Origin of the sequence: Paenirhizobium selenitireducens ATCC BAA-1503 (assembly GCF_900492185.1) — a bacterium.
GTDB lineage: Bacteria > Pseudomonadota > Alphaproteobacteria > Rhizobiales > Rhizobiaceae > Allorhizobium > Allorhizobium selenitireducens_A.
Map to the genome: position 1 here is coordinate 54,750 of NZ_UEYP01000003.1, position 25,883 is coordinate 80,632.

The window sequence follows — 25,883 nt, forward strand, 5'->3', positions numbered from 1 at the left end:
GGGGAGAAGGACGATCACCGCGACCGCACCGACCATCGCCTGCGTGTCGCGGGGCACGACCCTCTCCCCGTTCACGGGGAGAGGGTTAGGGTGAGGGGCACTCACCAGACGTTCAGCCGATCAGCTACCCTTGCCGCCGCACTTGCCGGTGGCGACGTTGAAGTTGCCGCATTCCATCGGCTTGCGCCAATCGGAGATCAGGTCCTTGCTATCCGGCAGGTAATCCGACCATTCGTCGCCAACGACGGACGGCGTCTGCTGGACGATTTCGAACTGGCCGTCGGCCTGGATTTCACCGATCAGCACCGGCTTGGTGATGTGGTGGTTCGGCATGACGGTGGAGGTGCCGCCCGAGAGGTTAGGGACGGAAACACCGATGATACTATCGAGAACGGCGTCCGTGTCGGTGGTGCCGGCGGCCTCGACGGCCTTCACCCAGGCGTTGAAGCCGATATAGGCGGCTTCCATCGGGTCGTTTGTCACGCGCTTGTCGTTCTTGGTGAAGCCGTGCCAGGTCTTGATGAACTCGGCATTGACGTCGGCATCGACGGACTGGAAGTAGTTCCAGGCGGCGAGATGCCCGACCAGAGGCGTGGTGTCGAGACCGGCCAGTTCTTCTTCACCGACCGAGAAGGCGACGACCGGGATGTCTTCCGCCTTGATGCCCTGGTTGCCGAGTTCCTTGTAGAACGGCACGTTGGCGTCACCGTTGATGGTCGAGACGACGGCGGTCTTCTTGCCGGCCGAGCCGAACTTCTTGATGTCGGAGACGATGGTCTGCCAGTCGGAATGACCGAACGGCGTGTAGTTGATCATGATGTCCTCTTCGGCAACGCCCTTGGACATCAGATAGGCCTTGAGGATCTTGTTGGTCGTCTGCGGATAGACGTAGTCGGTGCCGGCGAGAACCCAGCGCTCGACGCCTTCTTCGGCGGCCAGGTAGTCGACGGCCGGGATCGCCTGCTGGTTGGGGGCAGCACCCGTGTAGAAGATGTTGCGCGAGGATTCCTCACCCTCGTACTGGACCGGATAGAACAGGATCGAATTCAGTTCCTCGAAGACCGGCAGGACCGACTTGCGCGACGACGATGTCCAGCAACCGAACACGGCGGCAACCTTGTCCTGGGAAATCAGCTGACGGGCCTTTTCTGCAAACAGCGGCCAGTCGGAGGCCGGGTCGACGACGACGGCCTCAAGCTTCTTGCCAAGCACGCCGCCCTTCTTGTTCTGCTCCTCGACGAGCATCAGCATGGCGTCCTTCAGCGTCGTCTCGGAGATCGCCATGGTGCCGGACAGCGAGTGCAGAACGCCGATCTTGATCGTGTCTTCCTGGGCCAGCGCGCCGCTGACTGCGGTGGTCGAGAGCATGGCGCCAAGCAGCGCGGCGCCGAGTTTCGTCTTCAATGCCATTGTCGTGAACCCCTCTTCTTGTTTGCAACCGGTCGGTTAATGAAATTTAACCGTTGCTGAAGAGGACTATCCGACGCTGCACCGCAAAACGTTATACGTCATATGACGTAGACCAGGGGGAAAAGGCGACCTCGGCGGCAGCAACCGCTAGCTGTCGACATGTTGACCTTGCCTCGTCCAGCGGCCATATGAGACCCGAAAATTAACAAAGGCCAATTGTTCGTATGTCCATGTCCGCCCGCCGGCAGTTTCTCCGCGAACGAACCGGCCCCATCCATCAACGGCTCGACGAATGCGTCGGCACATTCTCCGATATTCCAGCCTACCTGCGCTATATCAGAGGCATGCTCGGCTTCCGCCGCCCGATCGAGACGCAACTGGCTTCCACGCGCCTGCCCGCACAGTTCGGCAACTTTACGCCGAACTATCTCGCCGATGCGCTGGAACGCGATCTTGCAGCGCTCGGTGCCAGCCCGGCCGCTACGGCGCGGAGCGAAGCTCAGCCGATGTCGAACCTGTGCGCCGATCGGTTGCTTGGAACCCTCTATGTTCTGGAGGGCTCGACGCTCGGCGCAAGGCTGCTCGTTCGGCGCGCGGCCGCGCTCGGGCTTCATGCGGGCAACGGCGCCGAGCACCTGCAAAAACAATCGTCCGACCTCGGGAACTGGAACGCCTTTGCCGCGTTACTGGACTCGGCAAGGGAAGTGGACGATGAAACTATGGCCCAAGCGGCCCTGGCCACCTTCGCCCATGCACTAGATGCTTTCGAGAAAGCCTGAATGTCGTCCTCCCAGCCCGTCAACCTGACCAACTGCGATCGCGAGCCGATTCATGTCCCAGGCAGCATCCAGCCGCATGGCGCGCTGCTCGCTTGCGATTCCTCGGCCGGCGTGATCATTCGCCATTCGACCAATGCCGGCGCGATGCTCGATTTCGAGGGGCCGCTCAACGGCACCAATCTGACAGTCGCGCTCGGCGGCGTGGCGACGCATGCCATTCGCAACGCGCTCGCCGCCGCTCCCGACGCATCCCGCCCGGCACTGCTGCCGCAATTGGCAATTGGAAATGGCCGCGTCTTCGACGTGACCGTCCACCGCCATGCCGGCCATGCCATTCTGGAATTCGAGCAGCCCGACGCGGACGCACTGCCCTTGCAGCTTGCCCGCGAATTGATCGGCCGCATTCGCACCACCGACAATACCGACCAGTTGCTGCGCAAGACCACCATCCTCCTACGCGCCGTGCTCGGTTATGACCGGGTGATGATCTATCGCCTGGAGCATGACGGCGCCGGCAAGGTGGAGGCGGAAGCCAAGCGCGGGGATCTCGAGAGCTTTCTCGGCCAGTATTTTCCGGCAAGCGACATTCCGCAGCAGGCCCGCGCCCTCTACCTGAAGAACCCCATCCGCATCATTTCGGATTCTCAAGGCCATCGCACGCCGATCGAACCGGCCGTCGACGCCTCGGGCGAGCCGCTCGACCTGTCTTATGCCCACCTGCGCAGCGTCTCGCCGATCCATCTCGAATATCTGCGCAACATGGGCGTCGGCGCCTCCATGTCGATCTCGATCATCATCGACGGGGCGCTCTGGGGACTGATCGCCTGCCACCACTATACGCCGAAGGCACTGAGCATGCCGCAGCGGATCGCCGCGGAAATGTTCAGCGATTTCTTCTCCATGCATCTGCTCGGGCTCTTGCAGCAGCACAAACTGGAAAATGTCGCCACCGCACGACGTGCGCTGGACAGGTTCTTCCAGCGCGCCTCCGAAAAGACCGAGGTTTTCGAACTGATGTGCGATGCGCTGCCGGATTTCCGCGAGGCCCTGCCTTGCGACGGCATCGGCTTGTTCCTGCAAGGCGAGTGGTGCGCAATCGGCGACACGCCACCCGCGACGGCCATCGAGGACCTGGCGAATTACATCTCAGGCGTCGGTGAAAAGAGGGTCTGGGCGACCCATCGCCTTTCCCAGGTCTACCCCCCCGCCGAGGACTTCCACCGCGAGGTTTCCGGCGTCCTGGCCGTTCCGCTGTCCCATATTTCCACCGATTGCCTGCTGTTCTTCCGCAAGGAACGGCTGGAGACGCTCAACTGGGCCGGCAATCCGGACAAGTCCTATGAAAGCGGTCCGCTTGGCGATCGCCTGACCCCGCGCAAGAGCTTCGCGATCTGGAAGGAAACCGTGGAGCGCCAGTCGGAACCGTGGAGCGATGCCGATCGCGAAATCGCCGCCGCCGTCCACTCCGCCACCGTCGAGGTCGTGCTGCGTCACAGCGAACTGATGCAGGAGGAGCGTCTCAAGGCCGAGGTTCGCCAGCGCCTGCTCAACGAGGAACTCAACCACCGGGTGAAGAACATCCTGGCGGTCATCAAGTCGCTGGTGGCGACGCCGGCAAAGGATGGCGCGACGCTCAAGGAGTACATCACCTCGCTCAAGGGCCGCATCCAGGCTTTGTCACATGCCCATGACCAGGTCATCCGCGGCAGCGGCGGCGGCGAGATCAAGGGCCTTCTCGAGGCCGAACTCTCGCCCTATCGCTCCGCCAGCGGCACGATCCACCTCGATGGACCGCGCGTGCAGCTCGACGGTCGAGCCTATGCGGTGGCCGCCCTCGTTGTCCATGAACTCTGTACCAATGCCGCCAAGTACGGTTCGCTGTCGACTCAGGGCGGCAGGCTCGACGTCACATGGCAGGCCCGGCCGAACGGCGATCTCGAAGTCAGCTGGCAGGAAAGCGGCGGGCCGCCGGTCGAGGTTCCCAGCACCCGCGGTTTCGGTACCGCCCTCATCGATCGCAGCATCCCCTTCGATCTTGGCGGCAAGAGCACGGTCACGTTCGACCCCGCCGGCCTCAGGGCCAGTCTGGTCTTTCCTGGTCGCTTCCTGCATGTGCAGGCGGACAGGGAAGCACAAGCTGAGGCGAGGGAACAGTCCCACCCATCATCCAGCCTGAAAGGAACGGAGAACATGTCGCTGTTGCTCGTCGAGGACCAGGTCCTCATCGCAATGGATGCGGAAGCCATGCTGGCCGAACTGAATGTCGGCAATGTCGTCACGGCCAATTCCAGCGGCATGGCGCTCGACCAGTTGAAGACCTTCAATCCGGACTTCGCCCTGCTCGACATCAATCTCGGCATCGGCACCTCCGTCCCGGTCGCCGAGGAACTGACGCGACGCGGTGTCCCCTTCGTCTTTGCCACAGGCTACGACGATCGCACCGCGCTTCCCGTCGAATTGCTGAGCGTGCCGGTCGTGCGCAAGCCCTATGACACGGAACAACTGCGCAAGGCGCTCGGCGCCTATCTGGAGAAGGCTGGGGGCGAAGCGCGCTAAACCGACCCCGCGCTTGCTTTTCCGTCCGATCCCGTGAAGATTGCCTAATTATCAACCCTCTCGCCGAAGGGGCTACTAATTAGGCATGACCGCACGCCAACGTATCATCCCGGTCCGGCGCGAATACAATCGCTGGGTCGCCGACCAGACGCTGGAAGACTATGCGCTGCGCTTCACCGCCAAGAGCGCGCGGCAATTCTCCTCGAGCCGGATCTCGCAGACGGCAATCGGGGCGATCTCCTTTCTGGCGCTCGAGGCCATCGGGGGGACGATCACACTGTCCTACGGCACCACCAACGCCTTCTTCGCCATCATCGCCGCCGCAGTCCTGATGCTGCTCGTCGGCCAGCCGATCAGCCGCTATGCGATCCGCCACGGCGTCGACATCGACCTCCTGACCCGCGGCGCCGGTTTCGGATACATCGGCTCGACGGTGACCTCGCTGATCTATGCGAGCTTCACCTTCATGCTGTTTGCCATCGAAGCCTCGATCATGACCGGCGCGCTCAAGCTCGCCTTCGGCATTCCGCTTTGGATCGGCTACATCATCTCGGCGCTGGTGGTGATCCCGCTGGTCACCTACGGCGTGCGGCTGATCTCGAAATTCCAGTTGTGGACCCAGCCCTTCTGGATCGTGCTCAATATCCTGCCCTTCGTCTTCATCGCGTTTCTCGACTGGGAAAAGATCGACCTCTGGCGATCCTTCGCCGGCATCGGCCATTCCAATGCCCAGACAGGGTCAGCCGCGCCCTTCGACCTCATAGAATTCGGCGCGGCCTCCGCCGTCATTCTCGCCCTGATGCCGCAGATCGGCGAACAGGTCGACTTCCTGCGCTTCCTGCCGCCCGAGGGCGGGCGAAAGCTGCACCACCGCATTGCCGTCTTCCTCGCCGGCTCCGGCTGGGTCGTTCTCGGCGTGCCCAAGCTGCTTGCCGGCTCCTTTCTCGCGGTGCTGACGCTGTCGACCGGCGCGCCGGCGAGCGAAGCGGCCGATCCAGCCCATATGTATCTCGTCGCCTTCGGCTACATGATCCCGAACGGGACGGCGGCCATGCTGCTGATGGCCTGCTTCGTGGTGATCTCGCAGTTGAAGATCAACGTGATGAACGCCTATGCCGGGTCGCTCGCCTGGTCGAACTTCTTCTCGCGGCTAACCCACAGCCATCCCGGCCGCGTCGTCTGGCTGGTGTTCAACGTGGCGATCGCGCTTCTGCTGATGGAACTCGGTATCTACCGGCTGCTGGAGGAAACGCTCGGCATCTTCTCGATCATCGCCATGAGCTGGCTGTGCGCCATTTCCGCCGACCTCTTCGTCAACAAGCCGCTGGGGCTGGCACCGCCCGGCATCGAATTCAAGCGGGCCCACCTCTACGACATCAACCCGGTCGGCTGCGGCACTCTGCTCTTGTCGGCGGGCATCGCCCTTGCCGCCCATTTCGGCCTTTTCGGTCCGCTCGCCGCCTCGCTATCGACCTTCGTTACGTTGATCGCCTTCGTGATTTCGCCGCTGATCGCCTGGGCGACCGGCGGGAAGTTCTATCTCGCCCGCAAGCCGCGCCAGAGCTGGAAGAACCTCACCTCGATCACCTGCTCGATCTGCGAACACCCGTTCGAGCCCGAGGACATGGCCTGGTGCCCGGCCTATGCCGCACCGATCTGTTCGCTGTGCTGCTCGCTCGACAGCCGTTGCCACGACATGTGCAAGCCACAGGCCAAGCTCCACGCGCAGGCGACATCCGTCGCCGCCCGCTTCCTGCCCCAACCGGCGCTGGCCTGGCTTTCCACCCGGCTTGGCCGCTATGCCTTGACGGCGCTCGTCGCGGTTTCGCTGATTGGCGCGATCCTCGCCCTCATCGCCCACCAGGTATCGACCGCCTCGCCGGAGACCGCCGATGTCGTCAACCGCACGGTGCTGATCGTCTTTTTCGTCTCGGCGGTAATCTCCGGGGTCGCCAGCTGGTTCTACGTGCTCGCCCATGACAGCCGTGTGGTGGCGGAAGAGGAATCCTCGCGCCAGAACACGCTGCTGCTCAAGGAAATCGCCGCCCACCGCAAGACGGATGCGGCGCTGCAGACCGCCAAGGAGACGGCGGAGGCCGCCAACAGGGCCAAGAGCCGCTATGTCGTCGGCCTGTCCCATGAACTGCGCACCCCGCTCAACGCCGTTCTCGGCTATGCCCAGATCCTCGAGCGCGACGAGACGATCCCGCCCGCCCGCCAGTCGGCGATCAAGGTCATCCGCCGCTCGGCCGACCACCTCTCCGGGCTGATCGACGGGCTGCTCGACATTTCCAAGATCGAGGCGGGGCGGCTTCAGGTCTTCTCCAACGAGCTGAACATCCAGGATTTCCTCGATCAGTTGGTCGATATGTTCGCCCCCCTCGCCGCCGCCAAGGGCCTGACCTTCGAGCACGAGCGCTCGCGCGCCGTGCCGCTCTATGTCCGCACGGATGAAAAGCGCCTGCGGCAGATCCTTGTCAATCTGCTGTCCAACGCCATCAAGTTCACTGACCGGGGCACGGTGCGCTTCGAGGTCGCCTATCGCAGCCAGGTGGCGACCTTCACGATTTCCGACACCGGGCGCGGCATATCCGAGCGCGACCTGACGCGGATCTACGAACCCTTCCAGCGTGGCGAGGCGGACAATATTCGCCCCATGCCGGGGCTCGGCCTGGGCCTCACCATCACCAAGCTTCTGACCAATACGCTGGGCGGCGAGATCGCCGTCGAAAGCGAGAAGGACAAGGGCTCGAGCTTCAAGGTCCGGCTGATGCTCTCGGCCATCGACCGCCCCAGCACGGCCCCCGCCCCCGAGCGCAAGATCGTCTCCTATACCGGCCCGCGCCGTACGATCGTCGTCGTTGACGACAACGAGGATCACCGCGACCTGATGCGCGAGGTGCTGGCACCCCTCGACTTCGTCGTGCTGACGGCGGCAGGCGGACCGGAATGCCTGACGCTGATCGAGGGTGTCAGGCCCGACCTCTTCCTCATCGACATCCAGATGCCCGGCATGAACGGCTGGCAACTGGTCGAGAGGCTGCGGGATGCGCGCCAGACGGCGCCGATCCTCATGCTCTCGGCCAATATCGGCGACGCGCCGGGCCCCGGTGGCGAGGGCCACGACGATACGATCGCCAAGCCGGTCGACGTGCGCCGCCTGCGCGACAAGCTCGCCCGATATCTCGGCCTCGACTGGATCTATGCCGACGAGCAGCCAGGCACGGCGGCGGTTGCCCCCTCAGCCGCAGCCGAGCAGCCAGCCGGCTCGCCGGGTCAGGCGCACATTGCCGAACTTACCCGCCTGAGCGAGATCGGCTATGTGCGCGGCATCGAGGCCAAGCTTGCGGACCTGTCGAAAATCAAGGAGAACAGCGCCTTCGTCGACGCCTCGCGCGGTTTCGTCCAGGCCTTCGATCTGGCCGGCTTCGCCGCCTTCCTGAAGGACGTCGATGCTCGGGAGGTGAAGAACCATGACTGAGGCGAACCGCCCGCGCGATATCGTGCTTCTGGTCGATGACAGTCCGGAGGCGCTCGGCTTCCTCACCGACGCGCTGGAGCAATCCGGCTTCTCGGTGCTGATTGCCACCTCCGGCCAGGCGGCGCTGTCGATCGTCGACAAGATCAGCCCGGACCTCATCCTGCTCGACGCGGTGATGCCGGGCATGGACGGCTTCGAGACCTGCCGCCGGCTCAAGGCCGATCCGGTCGTCGCCCAGGTGCCGGTGATCTTCATGACCGGCCTGACCGAAACCGAGCATGTCGTCCACGCGCTCGATTCCGGCGGTGTCGACTATCTCACCAAGCCGATCAACATCGACGAGCTGCGCGCCCGCATTCGCGTCCATCTGTCGAATGCCCGCTCGGCCCAGAGCGCCCGCGTGGCGCTCGATGCCGCCGGACGGCACCTGCTGGCGGTGCGCGCAGACGGCACGATCCACTGGTCGACGCCGCAGGCCACCCGGCTGGCCGACAGCGCCACCGGCAGCGTCGGCGGGCTGGATTTGGTGGCCGGCGCCATTGCCGGCTGGATGGCGCGGCGCGACGCGCTCGCCCACGGCGCAGAAACCGCCTTCTGCTTCACCCATCAGGGCGGCACGGAGTTGCAGCTCGGCTTCCTCGGCGGGCTTGGCCCGGACGAATACCTGTTCCGCCTGACGGTCGCCAATCGGCGGCATGAGGACGAGATCCTGCGCGGCCAGTTCGGCCTGACGCAGCGCGAGGCCGAAGTGCTGCTATGGATCGCCAAGGGCAAGGCGAACCGCGACATCGCAGACATTCTGGGCCTGTCGGCCCGCACCGTGAACAAGCATCTGGAACAGATCTACGTGAAGCTCGGCGTGGAAAACCGCGCCTCGGCGGCCGTCAAGGCGGCCCATGTGCTGCATGTGGACTGAGCACGGACATCTGCGCCCAAGCGAGGCCCCCTCTGGCCTGCCGGCCATCTCCCCCACAAGGGGGGAGAAGACTCGCGGCGCCGCTCTGCCCGCATGAGACGAAGGCGCCGGGGCATCAAAGCCCCTCCCCCTTGTGGGGAGGGGTTGGGGAGGGGTTTCTAACCCCTAAAGCGCCTTGGCCTTCTCGCGCAGCACGTATTTCTGGATCTTGCCGGTCGAGGTCTTCGGCAGAGGCCCGAACACCACCGTCTTCGGCGCCTTGAAATGCGCCATGTTGGCGCGGCAGAACGCGATCAGCTCCTGCTCGGTCACCGTCGCGCCAGGTTTCAGCCCGACGAAGGCGCAAGGGGTCTCCCCCCACTTCTCGTCCGGTCGCGCGACGATCGCCGCCTCCATCACAGCCGGATGGCGGTAGAGCACACCCTCGACCTCGATCGATGAAATGTTCTCGCCGCCGGAGATAATGATGTCCTTTGAACGGTCCTTGATCTCGATATAGCCGTCCGGATGGCAGACCGCGAGGTCGCCGGAGTGGAACCAGCCGCCCGAAAACGCCTTGGCCGAGGAGGACGGGTTCTTCAGATAGCCGCGCATGACATTGTTGCCGCGGAAGAAGATCTCGCCCATCGTCTCGCCGTCGCTCGGCACTGGCTCCAGCGTTTCCGGATCGGCGACCATCAGCCCGTCGAGCACCGAATAGCGCACGCCCTGACGGGCCTTCAGCCGGGCCTTCTCCGAAATCTCAAGCCCGTTCCACTCGTCGTGCCAGGCGCAGACCACGGCCGGGCCATAGGTCTCGGTCAGGCCATAGGTGTGGGTCACGTCGAAGCCGAGTTCCTCCATCGCCTGGATCACGGAAGCCGGCGGCGCGGCTCCCGCCGTCATGACGCTGACCTTGTGGTCGATACCGGTCTTCAGCTCGTCCGGCGCATGGGCGATAAGATTGAGCACGATCGGCGCGCCGCAGAAATGCGTGACCTTCTCGCTCTTGATCAGTTCGTAGATCGGCTCGACCCGCACGGCGCGCAGGCAAACGGAAACGCCAGCGGCAGCGGCAATGGTCCAGGGAAAGCACCAGCCATTGCAGTGGAACATCGGCAGCGTCCACAGATAGACCGGGTGGTTGGCCATGTTCCAGGTGAGGATATTGCCGATCGCGTTCAGATAGGCGCCGCGGTGATGGTAGACGACCCCCTTCGGATCACCGGTCGTGCCCGAGGTGTAGTTGAGGCTGATCGCATCCCATTCGTCGGCCGGACGCTCCCATTTGAAGTCGGCATTGCCGTCCGCGAGCAGTTCGTCATAGGTCGCTGCCCCCAGTCGATCGCCGCCCTCGAAGCTCGGATCGATGATGTCGATCACCTCGATCGGCCGGCCGGCAATATGGACGGCACGCTCCACGACCTCGGAAAACTCCGGGTCGACGATCAGCAGGAGGGCCTCGCCGTGGTTGAGGATGAAGGCGATCGCCTCGGCGTCGAGACGTGTATTGATGGCATTGAGCACCGCGCCGACCATCGGTACGGCGAAATGGCACTCGAACATTTCCGGTATGTTGGCCGCGATCACCGCCACGGTGTCGCCCTTGCCGATGCCACGCTTGGAAAGAGCGCTGGCGAGTCGCCGGACCCGGTCATAGGTCTGCGCCCAATTGCGCCGGACCTCGCCATAGACCACGGCCGGGCGCCCCGGATAGACGGCGGCTGCGCGCTCGATGAAGCTCAGCGGCGTCATCTGGGAAAAGTTCGCGGCATTCTTGTCGAGTTCGCGGTCGTAGATCCCGTCGCCGGACGTCGTCACAGGGCCTTGCATGTTCGTTGAGCCTCCCACTTCATTCGAGCGGGCAGTATTACCGAAACCGCGCAACCTGCAATATCATCCCTTCGCCTAAATCGATCGGGTCTGGTCCACCGACAATCCGACGGACGCTTTTGGATGCGCCAACCCTTCGCCGGGCTGGCCATCGAAAACGGAAAAGCCCGGCGCGATGGCCGGGCTCCCTTGCCTTTCGGCAAATGATCGAAATTCGATCTTAGTCCTGGAAGTACGAGTACTTGCCGTCCTCGCCCTTCTTCCAGGTGTACATGACATAGTCCGGACGGGTGATATCGCCCTTGGCGTCGAAGCCGAGTTCGCCGATGACGGTCGTGTACGGACCCTTTTCCTTCAGCGCTGCGGCTACGGCTTCCGGATCGTTCGAGCCGGCCTTCTTTGCCGCTTCCGCGATGACCTGGAGGCCAGCATAGGAGTACAGCGTGTAGGCTTCCGGTTCGAAGCCGGCGTCGCGGAACTTCTTGACGGCGTCAGCTGCGTTCGGGTTCTTGCGCGGATCCGGCGGGAAGGTCATCAGGGTGCCGTTGACGGCGTCCCCGGCGATCGAAGCCAGTTCGTTCGAGGTGATGCCATCGCCCGACATCAGGGTTGCCTTGAGGCCGCCATCGGCCATCTGGCGCATGATCAGGCCGGCTTCGGTGTGCAGACCGCCGAAGTAGACGACGCCGATGCCGGCTTCCTTCATCTTGGAGATCAGGGCCGAGTAGTCCTTGTCGCCGGCGGTGATGCCTTCGTACATGGCTTCGGTGATGCCAAGGCCGTTCATTGCCTTCTTGGTTTCGTCGGCAAGGCCCTGACCATAGGGGGTCTTGTCATGGATGACGGCGACCTTCACGTCCTTGAAGTTGTCGGCGATGTACTTGCCGGCAACAGCGCCCTGCTGGTCGTCACGGCCGCAGGTGCGGAAGGTGTTCCACATGCCGCGCTCGGTGAAGGTCGGGTTCGTCGAAGCCGGGGTGATCTGCAGGATGCCGTTTTCGGCATAGACTTCCGAAGCCGGAATCGAGACGCCCGAGTTGAAGTGACCAACAACGAACTTGACGCCGTCGGCGACGAACTTGTTGGCGACCGATACGCCCTGCTTGGCGTCGGAAACGTCGTCGCCCAGAACAACCTTCACCATTTCGCCGTTGATACCGCCGGCAGCATTGATGTCAGCGGCAGCCTGTTCCGCACCCTTCTGGAGCTGTGCACCGAAGGCGGCGTTCGGACCGGTGATCGGACCTGCGACACCGACCAGAAGCTCAGCCGATGCGTTGCCCGAAAAGGCAACCATTGCGGAAATCGCAACGGCTGAAAGAAGAGACTTCTTCATTTTGTTACTCCCAATTTTTTAGGCGGGTTAGGTTTCAAGAACCCTGCGCAATACCCACCATGACTGCACAGGAAAAGCTGTTCCACTCTTATGAAGCTCACGCTCTTGCATCACATGTGAGACAAGAAAAACGCGGCTGTCAATCTTTCTTCTTCCACGAGAAGGCCGAGGTCCTCTCGTATAGCCAATAATAGTTATCGACCATCTGGGTAGTCCGCCGCGAGCGATAACCTGCGGTAGAAAAAACAAGCAAAATCAACACATCGACGCCAAAAAGCAGGGGGCTGATGAAGGGCCCCTGGAACAGCGAATAGTGCAGGAAGCGCATGACAACGCCGAGAAGCAGCGTATAGACGACGACAGTCGGATAGGTCTGCCAGCCCTCTGCCACCGCCTTGCCGGTCCGCCATGCGGTCCAGAAGCCGAGCAGCAGAACCAGGAAGCGCAGAACCATGCGGACGCCGGTATCGCTTTCGAAAAACAAGCCTTGCATATTCTATTCCCCTTCCACCCTCAGTGGTGGCCGCCTTCGAGATAGGCCGCGCGAACCGAAGGATCGGCGAGCAGTTCCTTGCCCGTCCCGCTCATGGTGACCTTGCCGTTGACCATGACATAGGCACGGTCGGAGAGCTTCAGCGCGGCAAAGGCGTTCTGCTCGACGAGGAAGACGGTGAGCCCCTCCTCCTTGTTGAGCTTCTTGATCGCCTCGAAGATGCCCTTGACGATCAGCGGCGCGAGGCCGAGCGACGGTTCGTCGAGCAAGAGCAGCTTCGGACGGGCCATCAGCGCGCGGCCGATGGAAAGCATCTGCTGCTCGCCGCCGGACAGCGTACCACCGCGCTGGGACTGGCGCTCCTTGAGGCGCGGGAAGAGCGTGTAGATCTTCTCGACGTCCTCGTTGAAATATTTCAGGTTGTCGAGACCCGCCCCCATCTGGAGGTTCTCGTACACGGTCATGCGCGGAAAGATGCGACGACCTTCCGGCGACTGGGCGATTCGACGGCGGGCGATGAGGTGGGTCGGCATCCTGGTGATGTCGGTGCCGTCGAAGGTGACGGTGCCGGCGCGCGCCTGCGGACTGCCGCAGATGGTCATCATCAGCGTCGACTTGCCGGCGCCGTTGGCGCCGATCAGGCTGACGATCTCACCCTTGTGGACCTCGACGTCTACGCCGCCGAGCGCCCGGATGTTGCCGTAATAGGTCTCGACGCCCTGGACCTTGAGAAGCGGTTCGGAAGACATCAGATCTTTCCTCCCGCAACGGCTTCGACTTCGTGGATTGCTTCGTCCAATTCTTCATCCTCGACACCCAGATAGGCCGCGATGACCTTCGGGTCGTTCTTCACATGGTCCGGCGTGCCGTCGGAGATCTTCTGCCCGTATTCGAGCACGACGACGTGGTCGGAAATCTCCATGACGACGGACATGTCGTGCTCGATCAGCAGCAACGACGTCCCCTCGTCCCGGATGCTGCGCAGGAGCGCGTTGAGCGCCAGCGATTCCTTCGGGTTGAGGCCGGCCGCCGGTTCGTCCAGGCAAAGAAGCTCCGGTCCGGTGCACATGGCGCGGGCGATTTCCAGACGGCGCTGCGCGCCATAGGGAAGGTCGCCGGCCGGATCGTCGGCGCGATCGACGAGATCGGCCTTCTCAAGCCAGTACTTCGCCTTTTCGATCGCCGCATTGGCCGCCCGCTTGTAGGCGGGCAAGCCCAGCAGACCGAGGACGGTGTAGCCCGATGCCTTCATCAGCGCATTGTGCTGTGCCACCAGGAGGTTTTCCAGAACGGTGAGGCCTGAGAACAGCCGGATGTTCTGGAAGGTTCGGGCGACCTTGGCCTTCTTGGTGATCTCGAAGTCGGGCAGGCGCTCCAGCAGGTGCTGTCGGCCATCCTGCAGCGTCAGCGTGATCATGCCCATCGTCGGCTTGTAGAAACCGGTGATGCAGTTGAACACCGTGGTCTTGCCGGCGCCGTTCGGCCCGATCAGCGCGGTGATCTCACCGCGCCTGACTTCGAAGGAGAAGTCGTTGATGGCCATCAGGCCGCCGAACTTCATCGAGAGGTGCTCGACCTTGAGGAGCGTATCTTTGGTCATCATATTCGTTCCGGAAGTCATCAGCCGTGACCTTCCTTGGTAAAGCTTCCCGAGACAGCCCTGCTCTCCTTGAGGAAGGCGGTCGGTTGACGCGAGCCGACGAAGCCGCGCGGCTTGAACAACATGACCACTATCATGGCCAGGCCGAAGAGCAGCATGCGGTAGAGTTCCGGCGTAAAGTCAGGCCCGAAGATGTGCTTGAGGAACTCCATTTCGCGCAGCAGTTCCGTACCCCCGACCATGACGATCGCAGCAATGGCGATACCCGTCAGCGAACCCATGCCACCGAGAACGACGATGGCGAGGATGACCGCCGATTCCAGGAAGACGAAGCTTTCCGGAGAGACGAAGCCCTGGCGGGCGGCGAAGAACGAGCCGGCGAAACCGCCGAACATCGCGCCGATGGCGAAAGCCGTCAGCTTGGTCGTCACCGTGTTGATGCCGAGCGAACGGCAGGCGATCTCGTCCTCGCGCAGTGCTTCCCATGCCCGCCCGATCGGCATGCGGCGCAGCTTGATCGTCACATAGGCGGTCAGCATGCACAGAGCGAGGATGAGATAGAAGAGGAAGATCTTGTAGTAGGCCGACGACATCGGCAGATCGAACATCTTGGCAAAGCCGGTCGGCGAGGCATCGAACTTGATGCCGAACAGCGTTGCCTTCGGAATGCCGGAGACGCCGAACGTACCCTTGGTAACGTCCGTCCAGTTGATCAGCACGAGACGGATGATTTCACCGAAGGCGAGCGTGACAATGGCCAGATAGTCGCCCCGAAGACGAAGAACCGGGAAGCCGAGAATGATGCCCCAGAAGGCGGCGAGAATGCCCGACAGCGGCAAAAGGACCCAGAAGGACAGGCCGAAGTGCTGCGACAGGAGCGCATAGGAATAGGCGCCGACCGCGTAGAAGGCGACATAGCCGAGGTCGAGCAGGCCGGCCAGACCGACGACGATGTTGAGGCCCCAGGCCAGCATGACGTAGATCAGGATCTGGATGCCGAAATTGTCGACGAACTTCAGCGAGCCCTGAACACCCGCAATCCAGATCACGACCGGCGGATAAAGCACCAGCGCGAGAAGCGCGAGCTTGAGAAAATGCTGGTGGAAGAAGGAGGGCTTGGCCTCGATCTCATGCACCGGCATTTCCGAAAGCCGTTCCTTCCGGGCCTGGTTCCAGGGGTGATAGAAGCCGACGATGAGGAAACGGCCGATGGCGGCAACGGCGACGAAGATCGCCAGCAGGCCCCAGCGCGGATACCAGATCAGCGCATTGTTGATGTCCTGGTCGGTCTTGATCCCGACATAGAGACTGAACAGGCCGAGCGCCAGAACACCCGCGAAGATGCCCTCCTTGAGCGCGCGCGCAAGGGTACCGGATTGAGACGTGCCGGCCACGTTTGCAGGATTTGCCATGGGATCAGACCTTCTCGACTTCGGGTCGACCAAGGATGCCGGTCGGCTTGAAGATCAGCACGAAGGCCAGGATGGCGAACGTCGCGACATCCTTGTAGGCGATGCTGAAATAGGCCGACCAGAGCGATTCGATGAGACCGATCAAAAGACCGCCGAGCACGGCGCCCGGAAGCGATCCGATGCCACCCAGGACGGCGGCGGTGAACGCCTTGACGCCGGGGATGAAGCCGTCGTTGAACGAGGCCACGCCGTAGTACATCAGGTACATCGAGCCCGCGACCGCCGCGAGCGCGGCACCCATGACGAAGGTGATCGAAATCGTCTTGTCGACGTCGACGCCCAGAAGCGCCGCCATCTTGCGGTCCTGCTCGGTGGCGCGCTGGGCGCGGCCGAGCGGCGTCTTGTTGACGATGTACCAGAAGGCGGCGAGCAGTATCGACGTGATGACGACGATGAGCAACTGCTTCAGCGAAATCGTGATCGCGCCGAAGTGGTACACATCATTGACCAGAGCCGGGATCGGCTTGTTGCGCGGACCCTGCGTGACCTGGATGAAGTTCGACAGGGCGATCGACATGCCGATCGCGGTGATCAGCGGCGCCAGGCGGAAAGACCCGCGCAGCGGCCGGTAGGCAACCCGCTCGATCGTCCAGTTCCACAAACCCGTCATCAACATCGCGACGACCAGCATGATCAGCAGCGCGAGCGCCACCGGTATGCCGGCGAAGAACGATGTCAGGATGAGAAACACGATGAGAGCGGCGAAGCCGCCGAGCATGAAGATATCGCCATGGGCGAAGTTGATCATGCCGATGATGCCGTAGACCATGGTATAGCCGATAGCCACCAGGCCATAGATGGATCCAAGAGTCAGCCCGTTGATGAGCTGCTGGATAAAGTACTCCATTACCAATCCCCCGGACACGGCCCTTTTTGGCGCGTCCCTTTTTATGTTGTCCCTTAGCGGGGTTCTTAACATGCTCGGATTTGATAGCGTTTTCGGCAAAAATGTGAAGTCGAAAAACTAGGCAGCGCGCATTTTACCGGCATTTAGCAACAGTTTGGTGCTTTTGTCGGCAGATCCATCAAAAAATTGGCACAAAATGGCGAAAAATTGGATGGCACGGTGTTTTTCACCGTCGCGATTTAGCCTTCTTTCGGCCGCGACTGTGATTCAGTTCCACCGATCCCGCGAACCTGCCGCACCTCGACAACGACAGGTCGTGCGACTGAATTGCCGCATTCCGGAAAGCATAAACGCGAAATCGACTCCAAGCCAATCACAAAGCGGCCAAGACGGCGCCAAATGCGGCGCGTTTCGCAGCGCCTGTACACCTTCCCGACCCGGCAACCCCTGCCATCTGGCCGAGGCCACACATCTTAAAACGGGGAAACAGGACCGATAAACAGCAGTCTTTTCAGCGCGCTTGCCTCTCGTTCGTCCCCATGGCCGCAATGCGTTCCAAGCTGTCACTCAGACCCTAGGAAGCGGAGATTGCCATCATGTCGGACAAAACGGTGAACCTTGCCCTCCCCTATCTCATGCCGGCACAGGCCCAGAAGCATGTGACCCATAACGAAGCCCTGCAGACGCTCGACGCGGTCGTCCAGCTGGTGATCACCGCGCATCTGGCCAACCCGCCGGCCGCGCCGAACGAGGGCGAGTGTTTCTGGGTGCTGCCGGGCGCGACCGATGCCTGGGCCGGCCACTCTGAACGCCTCGCCCTACGCCAGGACGGCGCCTGGATCTTCATCGCGCCGCGCACCGGCTGGCGCGGCTTTGACCGCATCGACGGCCGGCTGAAGGTTTTCACCGGATCGGTCTGGGACGAATGCCCCCTGCCCGCCGACATCCGGTTGTCGACGCTCGGGATCGGCGCCACGGCCGATCCGGCCAACCGGCTGGCCGTTTCCGCGCCGGCCAGTCTCTTCACCCATTCCGGCGACGATCATCGCCTGAAGATCAACAAGGCGGCCCCGGCCAATACGGCGTCACTGCTTTTCCAGTCCGGCTGGCAGGGCAAGGCGGAAATGGGACTTGCCGGCGACGACCGCTTTGCCATCAAGGTCAGCAATGATGGCGGCGCATGGAAGACGGCGCTGTCGATCACGCCAGAGGGACGGGTGGAAATGGGGGAGCGCCCGCTGGTGCGCGCGGCACGCACGTCCGGTACCTTGTCTCCGGCCGCGGGCTCCACGACAGGTTTTGACGATCTTCATCTCGCAGCGGGAGGTTTTGTCCTCGGTGCGGCACTGGCGTCGGGCCAGGGGCACGCGTTGGTGGTTCCGGCCGGCGGAACCTATCTCGTCACGCTCAACGTCGATGCCGAGACCTCATCGGGCCATGGCGTGGCGCTTCGGCGAAACGACACGAACGACATCATCGCCGTGAACGGCACCGACAGTACGCAGTCCTCGACCGCGATCACCACGCTTGTCCAGGGCGACACCCTGACGCTTCGCCATACCGGCACCGCGCAACTTCTGTTCGGTTACGGCCACACCGAAGTCTCGGCGTTCCTCTTGTAGCGACGCTACAAAGGAAGGCCGAACCCGTCAGGACGCGATCGGTGACGTTCGGATCAGAGCAGTCGGAACCGGCAGGCGCGAGCCACCGCCTGCATGCGGTTGACCGAATCCAGCTTGCGCATCGCGCTCTTCAGATAGCTGACTACGGTGTGGCTCGAGATCGACAGGATGATGGCGATTTCGTCGCTGCTCTTGCCGGCGGCCGACCAACGCAGGCACTCGATCTCGCGCGCCGACAGCTTCTCGCGCGGTCCGTCCCGCTGGGCGATCCGGCTGGAACAGCTGTCCAGCAGTTCGAGGCATTCGAAATAGAAGTTTGCGACATCCTGGCGATCCAGCTCCTCTCTCTCTCCGGAAAAGACGAAGAGATAATGGGCAAGGGCGCAATCGTGGATGGCGAAGGCGAGGCTGAAACCCATGCCGCAAGCGGCAAATGCACCGGCCAGATCGTGATCGGCCTCGTCATTCCTTTCGCCGACGAACAGGCATTCACCGGACTGGAAAGGAACAATGCTCTGCTTCAGGCGCGCAACCAGCTTGCTCGCCGAGAACTGGTCGCCCGTGCGATATCGTTCCTTCAGCTCGAGCGGCCAATTGCAGAACAGCGCATTCGCCGAAAATTCCGGCTTGTCGGCCTTCGGAAAGTTACCGACGAAGAAATAATCGAAACCGTAGCGCCGCCCAAGCGCGGCAAACTGCCGGCCGAGGGGACAAAGGCCCGCATCGTCGACCGGGACGGCGGAAACGCCCTTGCCTTCTTCTTCATGGCAGATCGACTCGGTCACCCTGAACATTGAGCTCCTTCCGACCGAAGCGATGCGGCCGCGTCTTTAAGTGTTGCGTATCGAACGAACATGTATGGAACGGTAGAGAACGGGGCTGGTGCCGATCTTTCGGTTCTCGCTCGGGCGGCTCATATCGAGTGCGCCTTGAGCTTGCGGCGGGAATAGATAGCCAATGACACCGTTGTCTTGTCGTGCTTTTACTACAATTTTAAGATTAGAAAATTTCTAAATCAGCATAACTCCTATGCAGATGCCGCAAGTTTACGCAACGACAGGCAAGGACGGCCCGCGACTGCCCATTCGCCCGACAAGCCAGCTCGCTAAAATAATTATCAAATGCTTACAACACGCTTAGGCAAATTTTAAAGGTGGGGGACTAGGATGCATCCGTGTGGTCTTGAGTATGTATAGAGAGTCCAATGACCGAAATGATCCGCCCCCGAGTGAAATACGTCATCGGCCCCGATGGCAGCCCGCTTACCATTGCCGATCTTCCGCCGGCCAATACGCGCCGTTGGGTGATCCGCCGGAAAGCCGAGGTTGTCGCCGCGGTGCGCGGCGGCCTGTTGAGCCTGGAAGAAGCCTGCGAGCGCTATACCCTGACGGTCGAGGAATTCCTCTCCTGGCAGTCCTCCATCAACGACCACGGCCTGCCGGGCCTGCGCACCACGCGCATCCAGCAATATCGCCACTGACGGGGCACTGGCGCGGCGCAAGCCGCTCAAACTCCACGACGATCCATGTGCGCGCGGGAAACCCTCCTTGCGCGCACGTTTTCTATTGCACCGCCCCCTGGCGCAGCAAATGGTGAAGCAATCCCGCCAGCACCGATGATGCCGCGTAGAACCACAAGCCCGGCTGGGTGAAGGCTTCCGCAAGCCCGCTGGTCTTGGCCGCGAAGATGACGATCGCCACCAGCAGGACATCCATCATAGACCACTTGGACAGGAACGGCACGAGCGCATGCAGGAGCCCTCCGCGAGGCCCTGATTCTGAGACCGTAAACGCCTCCGCCGCAAGGCCGACGAGCTTGACCGCCGGAAAGGCGATCGAAAGCAGGCCAACCAGCAAGGCAAGCCCGCCATTGCCGTCACGCCAGAGCGCGACGACGATCTCCACCAGCGACGGATTGTCGACGAAGAAATAGAGCTTTTCAAAGCGCACCAGTGGCAGGACGACGCCCAGCGCGAAAAACATCGGCGCCAGCACCAGCAGGGCCGCCTTAACCCAGATCATTCCTGCAGCTCCCGCGCGAATCACGCGGCCACCTCTTGCCCGCATGCTGCGCATCATTGCCGCGAAAAGCCTCCGATGTTAAGCCATCGCTGTTGCCGCAGCGCGAGGGAAGCCATGCACATCACGAAGGAAGAGGCCGGATCGGGCGGTCGTTACGTCGGCCGTTTCGTCGAAGGGGAAGAGCCGGCGGTCATGACCTATTCGCGGGCATCGCCGAGCCTCATCATCGTCGACCACACCGAAGTTCCCGAAAGCATGCGCGGCAAGGGTGCCGGCCAGGCGCTGGCTCTATTTGCGATCGAAGAAGCGCGCCGGGGCGGCTGGAAGATCATCCCGCTCTGCCCGTTCTTCCGCGCCCAGGCTGGGCGCAACCCCGAGTGGGGCGACGTCATCAAGTTCTGATCGGCCGGATCGACAGGACACCGCCCCGGCGAGTCTGGGCAAGACGAAATGGGCCGGCGGCCACGGAACCCGTCCGCGCCGCCGCCATGCCACATCCTCTTTTCTCGCCTGTCCGGGACGCTAGGCCCGGATGCGCATCTGGCCGTCGCGCTCTTCGAGCGCAGCGGCCTTGGCATGTTCCGCCTCGGCCTCCTCCAAGCCAAGCTCGGCCGCCTCCTGCTGAACCTTGAGTTCCCGGATCGACACCTGGAGATTGTCGGCCCGCTGGCGGGCCGCCTTGGCAAAGGTTGGATAAGCGAAATGGTTCGGATCACTGATCCCGGACTTCTTCTCCTCGATGGCGATCTGGTTTTCCAGTTCCTTCGCCATCCGCTCGAACTCCGCCATCATTGATTGCAATTGTTGCAACTGCCGACGTTTTTCTGTGACCTGAAATCCTTTCAGGCGCACTAGGCTCTCACGCGACTTCATACGCAATACTCCCGTGATGCGAGACCCCCCGCCACACTGACTGACACAATGCCAAAGCCGATCTTCCGACGAATCATTCTCGAAAAAAAACGGCGGCGTTAACAAAAACCTACCTTTGGTAACCTTTCGTTTACGGGCATCGTTAATGATAGGTGAGATCATTTAAGGGTCAGTAAATGCCAGGGCCTTAAAAGGCTCATGACAATGATGAGTCAAATGAATCGGTTAGCGGGATTTTCTCGTATTCTGATTCAATTGTGGCGATGCCGGAAATGGATGAAAAATCAGGAGACTGGTATATTTGTTTAATAAATTCGATACACCTTGCCAGAAGGAATCAGAATTTGTTAACCATTTGGTGGCAGCCTTCAAATCAGGCAACGACTGGATCCGTATCGCGTAGGGGGCCAAGTACGACCTTTCGGCGGCGGTAAAGGGGATAAATATGCGGGTTCTACTCATCGAAGACGATAGCGCCACGGCGCAGAGCATCGAACTGATGCTCAAATCGGAGAGTTTCAACGTCTACACCACCGATCTCGGTGAAGAGGGCGTCGATCTCGGCAAGCTTTACGACTACGACATCATTCTGCTCGATCTCAACCTTCCGGACATGTCCGGCTACGAGGTCCTGCGCACGCTGCGTCTTTCCAAGGTCAAGACACCGATCCTCATCCTCTCCGGCATGGCCGGCATCGAGGACAAGGTTCGCGGCCTCGGCTTCGGTGCCGACGACTACATGACCAAGCCGTTCCACAAGGACGAACTGGTCGCACGCATCCATGCCATCGTACGTCGATCGAAGGGTCACGCCCAGTCGATCATCATCACCGGCGAACTGATCGTGAACCTCGATGCCAAGACCGTCGAAGTCGGCGGCCAGCGCGTTCACCTGACCGGCAAGGAATACCAGATGCTGGAGCTGCTTTCGCTCCGCAAGGGTACGACGCTCACCAAGGAAATGTTCCTCAACCACCTTTATGGCGGCATGGACGAGCCGGAACTGAAGATCATCGACGTCTTCATCTGCAAGCTGCGCAAGAAGCTCGCAAACGCCGCGGGCGGCGCCAACTACATCGAGACCGTCTGGGGCCGCGGCTATGTGCTGCGCGAGCCGGATGGCGCCGAGTACATGGAAACCGCCTGATACCCGCACAGGCGCATCCCCCGCGCTGCATTCGACCTGCCCCTCACCGGGCAGGTTTTTTGTTTTCGCGGTCCGGCCCCGCATCGCCGCCCTACCCGCCCATTCACTGACACAAGCCGAAACGAAAAACGCCCCGTTTGTGCGGGGCGTCAAGGTCAATGCCGATCGTCTGGCAGCCTCAGGCGGCTATCGCCTTGTCGGTGAACATCTGGGTCAGGATCTTGCGATCGAACGGCTTGAGCAGGAAGTCGTTGGCCCCGGCCCGCTTGCCGGCCATCATCGTCTTCAGGTCCGCCTCGACCACGCAATAATAGATCAGCACGCCCTTGCCTTCCGGCAGTGCGCGAACATTGGCGATGAGGTCGAGAGCACCCTCCAGGCCGGCATCGACGATGATGATATTGGGCAGTTCCGTCTCGCAGCGCATCAGCGCCTCGCGGGCGGTCGCGGCCTCGAGCACCAGGAAGCCGATTTCCGACAGGATCTTCTTGCCGACCTTGCGAACCACGTCGGAGCTATCGGCAATCATCAAGCGCTGCATCGTCAATTCCCCCGCCGAGCCCTTTTTCCATCATGGAAAATGCGGTCCATGGCCACAATGATAAATGCGTTCGACTAATGAAAGGTTACTGCAACCGAGGTCCGAAACGCAAAAGACGCGCCTTGGCGCGTCTTCAGATTGGCTGGTTCAAGGGGACGGATCTGGGAACCGGTCAGGGTGCCACCGCCTCGGATACCTCCGCCGTGAAGACGATCTCGTCATCGGTGGCGAAGTATTTCAGCTCCATGCCGCATTCGCTGGCCAGCAGCACGGTGTAGTAGGGCTGGATCGAATGGGCGTCGATCGCCTCCTCGATGGTGCCGCCGACGATCTCGGCGAACTTGGGCGGCACGCGCATCATCCGCCCCTTGGCGACGATCTTGAACTTGGCGTCATATTCCGGGTTTTCCAGCGTGATGTCGAGCTGACCGCCCCGCGGGATCGCGCCGTAGGCGACGAGAAACAGGTTAAGCAGAAGCTTCACCCGATTCTTGGGGATGATCGCGCGCGGGCCGTTCCAGCTGACCTCGGTCTTCTTCTCGGCGGCGGCAAAATCCTTGGCGGCCTTCTCGGCTTCGCCCGTGTCGATCGATGCCCCGACGGAGCCAGAGGCGCCAAAAGCGAGCCGGGCGAACTTCAGACGGACCGAGGCGTTGAGCGCGCTGGTGCGAATGAGATCCATTGCGTCAGCGTCCGCACCGCCCTCGTCGAGCAGTTCGAGGCCGTTGTTGATCGCGCCGACCGGCGAGATCACGTCATGGCACACGCGGCTGCACAGCAAGGCCGCGAGGTCCGGACCGGCAAGGGTCAGATTGAGATTTTTCGGCATCGTCGCTCCTGAATATCGATCGCCAACACAAGGGCCGCGTGCGCTGAACGGGGCGCTCGGTATGATCGGATTCCTTTCGGCCATAATGACACCATATTTGGTAAACCGATTATTAATAGGATGCTCGCTAAATGGTATTACCCGCATTGGAGAGACCAATTGCACCGATTACGGATGGAGGAGACCCCATGCGCCAGATGACGACCCGCAATTTCGCCGCCCGCCGGATGGTCCTCGCGGCCATGCTTCTCTTCGTTGCCGGCCTTGGCATGGCTCCCACGCCGGCACGGGCCCAGGGCGAATACACGGCCCAGGAAATCGTCGACGCCGGTCACGGCTTCTTCGGCTCGACCAGCGGCGCGCTCGCCAATGTGATCGAGAAGGCCTTCCAGAACTACGGCCTGCCGAACGGCTATATCCTCGGCCAGGAGGGTTCCGGCGCCTTCGTCGCCGGCCTCACCTATGGCGAGGGGCAGCTCAACACCAAGAATGCCGGCCAGCACGACGTGTTCTGGCAGGGCCCTTCGCTCGGCATCGACTATGGCGGCAATGGCACGCGCGTGATGATGCTGGTCTACGACCTGCCGTCGGTCGAAGCTCTTTTTGCCCGCTATGGCGGGGTCAGCGGTTCGGCCTACGTCGTGGCCGGCATCGGCATGACCGTGTTGAAAAGCAGCAACGTCGTTCTCGTGCCGATCCGCACCGGCGTCGGCGCCCGTCTCGGCGTCAATGTCGGCTACCTGAAGCTCACCCGCCAGCCGACCTGGAATCCCTTCTGAAGGGAACGGAGCAGAGCCCGCGAACGCACTCGGCCCTCGTCTCGACGCGCGACAGATTCCTGATCCTCCGACCGCGGCGCCGCTTGTCCTGACCGGCGGCGCGTGATTATTGGGTGTGGAAGATCGAAAAACCGAAAAAGTGGCTCTCCCGTGATCGAATACGCCCTGCTTCTTGGATTGGGTTTCCTCGCCGCCGCCCTGCTCGTGATGTTGGTCGCGCCGGCCATCCACAAGCGTATCGTGCTCTACACGGAGAACAGGCTGAAAGCGACGATGCCGCTCAGCCCGCAGGAAATTCGCGCCCAGAAGGACATGGTGCGCGCCGTCTACGCAGCGCAGAATGCCAGGACGACGCAGGAGCTGTTGCGTGAGCGGGAGGCGCTGGTCTCCGTGAAACTCGCCAATGAAACGCTCGCCAGCGAAGCCAGCCATCTCCTGGCCGACAACCAGGACCTCAAGGCGCAGATCAACGACATGAGCGTCGAGGCGGCCGACTTCCGCTCGAAGCTGCGACGCGCCGAGATCGAGGCCGACAACCTGAAGGAGGCGCTGCGGCGCACGGAAGAGACGGCCGCCGCCAAGGACCTCGAGATCACCGCGCTTGGCCGGCGCATCGAGCGCATGGCGGCCGACATGGACAATCTGAAGATCGAGCGGACGACCCGCGAAACCGAGATCGAGAATCTCAAGATGCGCATCCAGGCCCTGCGCGACGAACGCGAGGAGCTGCGCCGCGAAACCAAGCTGGTGACCAAGCGCGCCAAGGATGCGGAGATCAGGCTGGCGCAGGAAGAGCACAAGCTGTTGCGGCTGGACGACCGGCTGGCGCGGGAGATAGCCGAGAATGTCGACAAGGCCGCACTCGTCGAACGCCGCTCAAAGGAGATCGCCCGGTTGAAGGAGAGCGTGAAGACGGCGAACGGCAAGTTGCGCGCCGCCGCCAAGGCACTGCGCGCGGCAAACCTTCCGGTACCCGATTTCGAAGACAGCACGACAACGGGGCCCGAGCTGCAGGAGACGGTCTCCCTGACCGCGCCGACGGGCGAAACAACGATTGCGACGGATCTGGCAGAGGAACTGCGCCACCGTCACACGGCCCTGACCGAACGGCTGATCAAGGCGAAGACCGCCACGAACGACAAGGCGCTGCGCGAGGAGATCGCCGACATCGCCGCCAAGATGATCGTCCTGACCGCAGCCCAGGAAGGCGAAGCCTCGCCCATTCCCGAGCTTCTGCGGGCGAAATCGGCGAAGGGACCGGGCAAGAGCCTGACGCTTGCCGAACGGGTGCTGGCGATCGAACCGTCGCTGGCAAGGGCTGCACCGCCCCAAACGCCGCCGGCGGAATGACGCAAGAACGCTACGCACG

Annotated in this window: 23 protein-coding genes; 10 read left to right on the forward strand and 13 right to left on the reverse strand. The window is 62.1% G+C overall.

What is annotated here, in order from left to right:
- Positions 1 to 120: 120 nt before the first annotated feature.
- Positions 121 to 1,410, reverse strand: coding sequence for an urea ABC transporter substrate-binding protein (urtA, locus tag RHIZ70P_RS06455; RefSeq protein ID WP_115669583.1), 1,290 nt, complete (start codon positions 1,408 to 1,410; stop codon positions 121 to 123).
- Positions 1,411 to 1,634: 224 nt separating this feature from the next.
- Here urtA and RHIZ70P_RS06460 point away from each other — a divergent pair, with 224 nt between their 5' ends.
- The 4 genes from RHIZ70P_RS06460 (at position 1,635) to RHIZ70P_RS06475 (ending at position 9,142) form a co-directional block, all read left to right on the forward strand.
- Positions 1,635 to 2,189, forward strand: coding sequence for a biliverdin-producing heme oxygenase (locus RHIZ70P_RS06460; protein WP_115669584.1), 555 nt, complete (start codon positions 1,635 to 1,637; stop codon positions 2,187 to 2,189).
- A complete protein-coding gene (locus RHIZ70P_RS06465) occupies positions 2,190 to 4,745 on the forward strand; it encodes an HWE histidine kinase domain-containing protein (protein WP_115669585.1) in 2,556 nt (851 codons plus the stop codon).
- An 85-nt stretch (positions 4,746 to 4,830) separates the two neighbouring features.
- Complete coding sequence (locus RHIZ70P_RS06470) at positions 4,831 to 8,226, forward strand: ATP-binding protein (protein WP_115669586.1); 3,396 nt, start codon at positions 4,831 to 4,833, stop codon at positions 8,224 to 8,226.
- Positions 8,219 to 9,142 carry a response regulator transcription factor gene (locus RHIZ70P_RS06475; RefSeq protein ID WP_115669587.1) on the forward strand — a complete coding sequence of 308 codons (924 nt, stop codon included), beginning with the start codon at positions 8,219 to 8,221 and terminating at the stop codon, positions 9,140 to 9,142. Before RHIZ70P_RS06470 ends, RHIZ70P_RS06475 begins: the two co-directional genes overlap by 8 nt.
- Before the next feature lie 165 nt (positions 9,143 to 9,307).
- Here RHIZ70P_RS06475 and RHIZ70P_RS06480 read toward each other — a convergent pair whose 3' ends face one another.
- The 7 genes from RHIZ70P_RS06480 to RHIZ70P_RS06510 all read right to left on the reverse strand — a co-directional run bounded on the left by RHIZ70P_RS06480 (position 9,308) and on the right by RHIZ70P_RS06510 (position 16,702).
- Positions 9,308 to 10,954, reverse strand: a complete 1,647-nt coding sequence (locus RHIZ70P_RS06480; RefSeq protein WP_115669588.1) for an acyl-CoA synthetase — start codon at positions 10,952 to 10,954, stop codon at positions 9,308 to 9,310.
- Between the two features lie 220 nt (positions 10,955 to 11,174).
- Positions 11,175 to 12,290, reverse strand: a complete 1,116-nt coding sequence (locus RHIZ70P_RS06485) for a branched-chain amino acid ABC transporter substrate-binding protein (RefSeq protein ID WP_115669589.1) — start codon at positions 12,288 to 12,290, stop codon at positions 11,175 to 11,177.
- A gap of 139 nt (positions 12,291 to 12,429) precedes the next feature.
- Positions 12,430 to 12,783 (reverse strand): DUF6867 family protein, encoded by a 354-nt coding sequence (locus RHIZ70P_RS06490; protein WP_115669590.1) that lies wholly within the window; start codon positions 12,781 to 12,783, stop codon positions 12,430 to 12,432.
- A gap of 20 nt (positions 12,784 to 12,803) precedes the next feature.
- On the reverse strand, positions 12,804 to 13,532 hold the full coding sequence (locus RHIZ70P_RS06495; protein ID WP_115669591.1) for an ABC transporter ATP-binding protein: 729 nt from the start codon (positions 13,530 to 13,532) through the stop codon (positions 12,804 to 12,806).
- The gene (locus RHIZ70P_RS06500; RefSeq protein WP_115669592.1) at positions 13,532 to 14,404 is read right to left on the reverse strand and encodes an ABC transporter ATP-binding protein; all 873 of its coding nucleotides are present in this window, start codon (positions 14,402 to 14,404) and stop codon (positions 13,532 to 13,534) included. The genes RHIZ70P_RS06495 and RHIZ70P_RS06500 overlap by 1 nt, the downstream gene beginning before the upstream one ends.
- Positions 14,404 to 15,795, reverse strand: coding sequence for a high-affinity branched-chain amino acid ABC transporter permease LivM (gene livM, locus RHIZ70P_RS06505; protein ID WP_115669593.1), 1,392 nt, complete (start codon positions 15,793 to 15,795; stop codon positions 14,404 to 14,406). Before livM ends, RHIZ70P_RS06500 begins: the two co-directional genes overlap by 1 nt.
- Before the next feature lie 4 nt (positions 15,796 to 15,799).
- Entirely contained in the window at positions 15,800 to 16,702 is a 903-nt protein-coding gene (locus RHIZ70P_RS06510; RefSeq protein ID WP_115669594.1) for a branched-chain amino acid ABC transporter permease, read from the reverse strand.
- A gap of 596 nt (positions 16,703 to 17,298) precedes the next feature.
- On the opposite strand from RHIZ70P_RS06510, the gene RHIZ70P_RS06515 reads away from it, so the two are divergent.
- On the forward strand, positions 17,299 to 18,324 hold the full coding sequence (locus tag RHIZ70P_RS06515; protein WP_115669595.1) for a DUF2793 domain-containing protein: 1,026 nt from the start codon (positions 17,299 to 17,301) through the stop codon (positions 18,322 to 18,324).
- Positions 18,325 to 18,377: 53 nt separating this feature from the next.
- Here the strand turns inward: RHIZ70P_RS06515 and RHIZ70P_RS06520 are convergent, their stop codons facing one another.
- Positions 18,378 to 19,118 carry a helix-turn-helix transcriptional regulator gene (locus tag RHIZ70P_RS06520; RefSeq protein WP_115669596.1) on the reverse strand — a complete coding sequence of 247 codons (741 nt, stop codon included), beginning with the start codon at positions 19,116 to 19,118 and terminating at the stop codon, positions 18,378 to 18,380.
- Between the two features lie 410 nt (positions 19,119 to 19,528).
- On the opposite strand from RHIZ70P_RS06520, the gene RHIZ70P_RS06525 reads away from it, so the two are divergent.
- Entirely contained in the window at positions 19,529 to 19,804 is a 276-nt protein-coding gene (locus tag RHIZ70P_RS06525) for a DUF1153 domain-containing protein (protein ID WP_006725852.1), read from the forward strand.
- An 82-nt stretch (positions 19,805 to 19,886) separates the two neighbouring features.
- Here RHIZ70P_RS06525 and RHIZ70P_RS06530 read toward each other — a convergent pair whose 3' ends face one another.
- Positions 19,887 to 20,345: a paraquat-inducible protein A gene (locus RHIZ70P_RS06530; protein ID WP_115669597.1), complete on the reverse strand. Its 459-nt coding sequence runs from the start codon at positions 20,343 to 20,345 to the stop codon at positions 19,887 to 19,889.
- Between the two features lie 114 nt (positions 20,346 to 20,459).
- Here RHIZ70P_RS06530 and RHIZ70P_RS06535 point away from each other — a divergent pair, with 114 nt between their 5' ends.
- Positions 20,460 to 20,747, forward strand: coding sequence for a GNAT family N-acetyltransferase (locus tag RHIZ70P_RS06535; protein ID WP_115669598.1), 288 nt, complete (start codon positions 20,460 to 20,462; stop codon positions 20,745 to 20,747).
- 120 nt (positions 20,748 to 20,867) lie between these two features.
- On the opposite strand, the gene RHIZ70P_RS06540 is transcribed toward RHIZ70P_RS06535, so the two are convergent.
- Positions 20,868 to 21,218, reverse strand: coding sequence for a flagellar export protein FliJ (locus RHIZ70P_RS06540; protein WP_115669599.1), 351 nt, complete (start codon positions 21,216 to 21,218; stop codon positions 20,868 to 20,870).
- 445 nt (positions 21,219 to 21,663) lie between these two features.
- Between RHIZ70P_RS06540 and ctrA the strand changes: the two genes are divergently transcribed.
- Entirely contained in the window at positions 21,664 to 22,365 is a 702-nt protein-coding gene (gene ctrA / locus RHIZ70P_RS06545) for a response regulator transcription factor CtrA (RefSeq protein ID WP_054148338.1), read from the forward strand.
- A 178-nt stretch (positions 22,366 to 22,543) separates the two neighbouring features.
- Here the strand turns inward: ctrA and RHIZ70P_RS06550 are convergent, their stop codons facing one another.
- Together RHIZ70P_RS06550 and chpT are read right to left on the reverse strand one after the other, a co-directional pair.
- Positions 22,544 to 22,906: a response regulator gene (locus RHIZ70P_RS06550; RefSeq protein WP_115669600.1), complete on the reverse strand. Its 363-nt coding sequence runs from the start codon at positions 22,904 to 22,906 to the stop codon at positions 22,544 to 22,546.
- A 172-nt stretch (positions 22,907 to 23,078) separates the two neighbouring features.
- On the reverse strand, positions 23,079 to 23,735 hold the full coding sequence (gene chpT, locus RHIZ70P_RS06555; protein WP_115669601.1) for a histidine phosphotransferase ChpT: 657 nt from the start codon (positions 23,733 to 23,735) through the stop codon (positions 23,079 to 23,081).
- Positions 23,736 to 23,923: 188 nt separating this feature from the next.
- Between chpT and RHIZ70P_RS06560 the strand changes: the two genes are divergently transcribed.
- Positions 23,924 to 24,514 (forward strand): DUF1134 domain-containing protein, encoded by a 591-nt coding sequence (locus tag RHIZ70P_RS06560; protein WP_115669602.1) that lies wholly within the window; start codon positions 23,924 to 23,926, stop codon positions 24,512 to 24,514.
- A gap of 150 nt (positions 24,515 to 24,664) precedes the next feature.
- Positions 24,665 to 25,864, forward strand: coding sequence for a hypothetical protein (locus tag RHIZ70P_RS06565; RefSeq protein WP_115669603.1), 1,200 nt, complete (start codon positions 24,665 to 24,667; stop codon positions 25,862 to 25,864).
- The last annotated feature ends 19 nt before the right edge of the window (positions 25,865 to 25,883 follow it).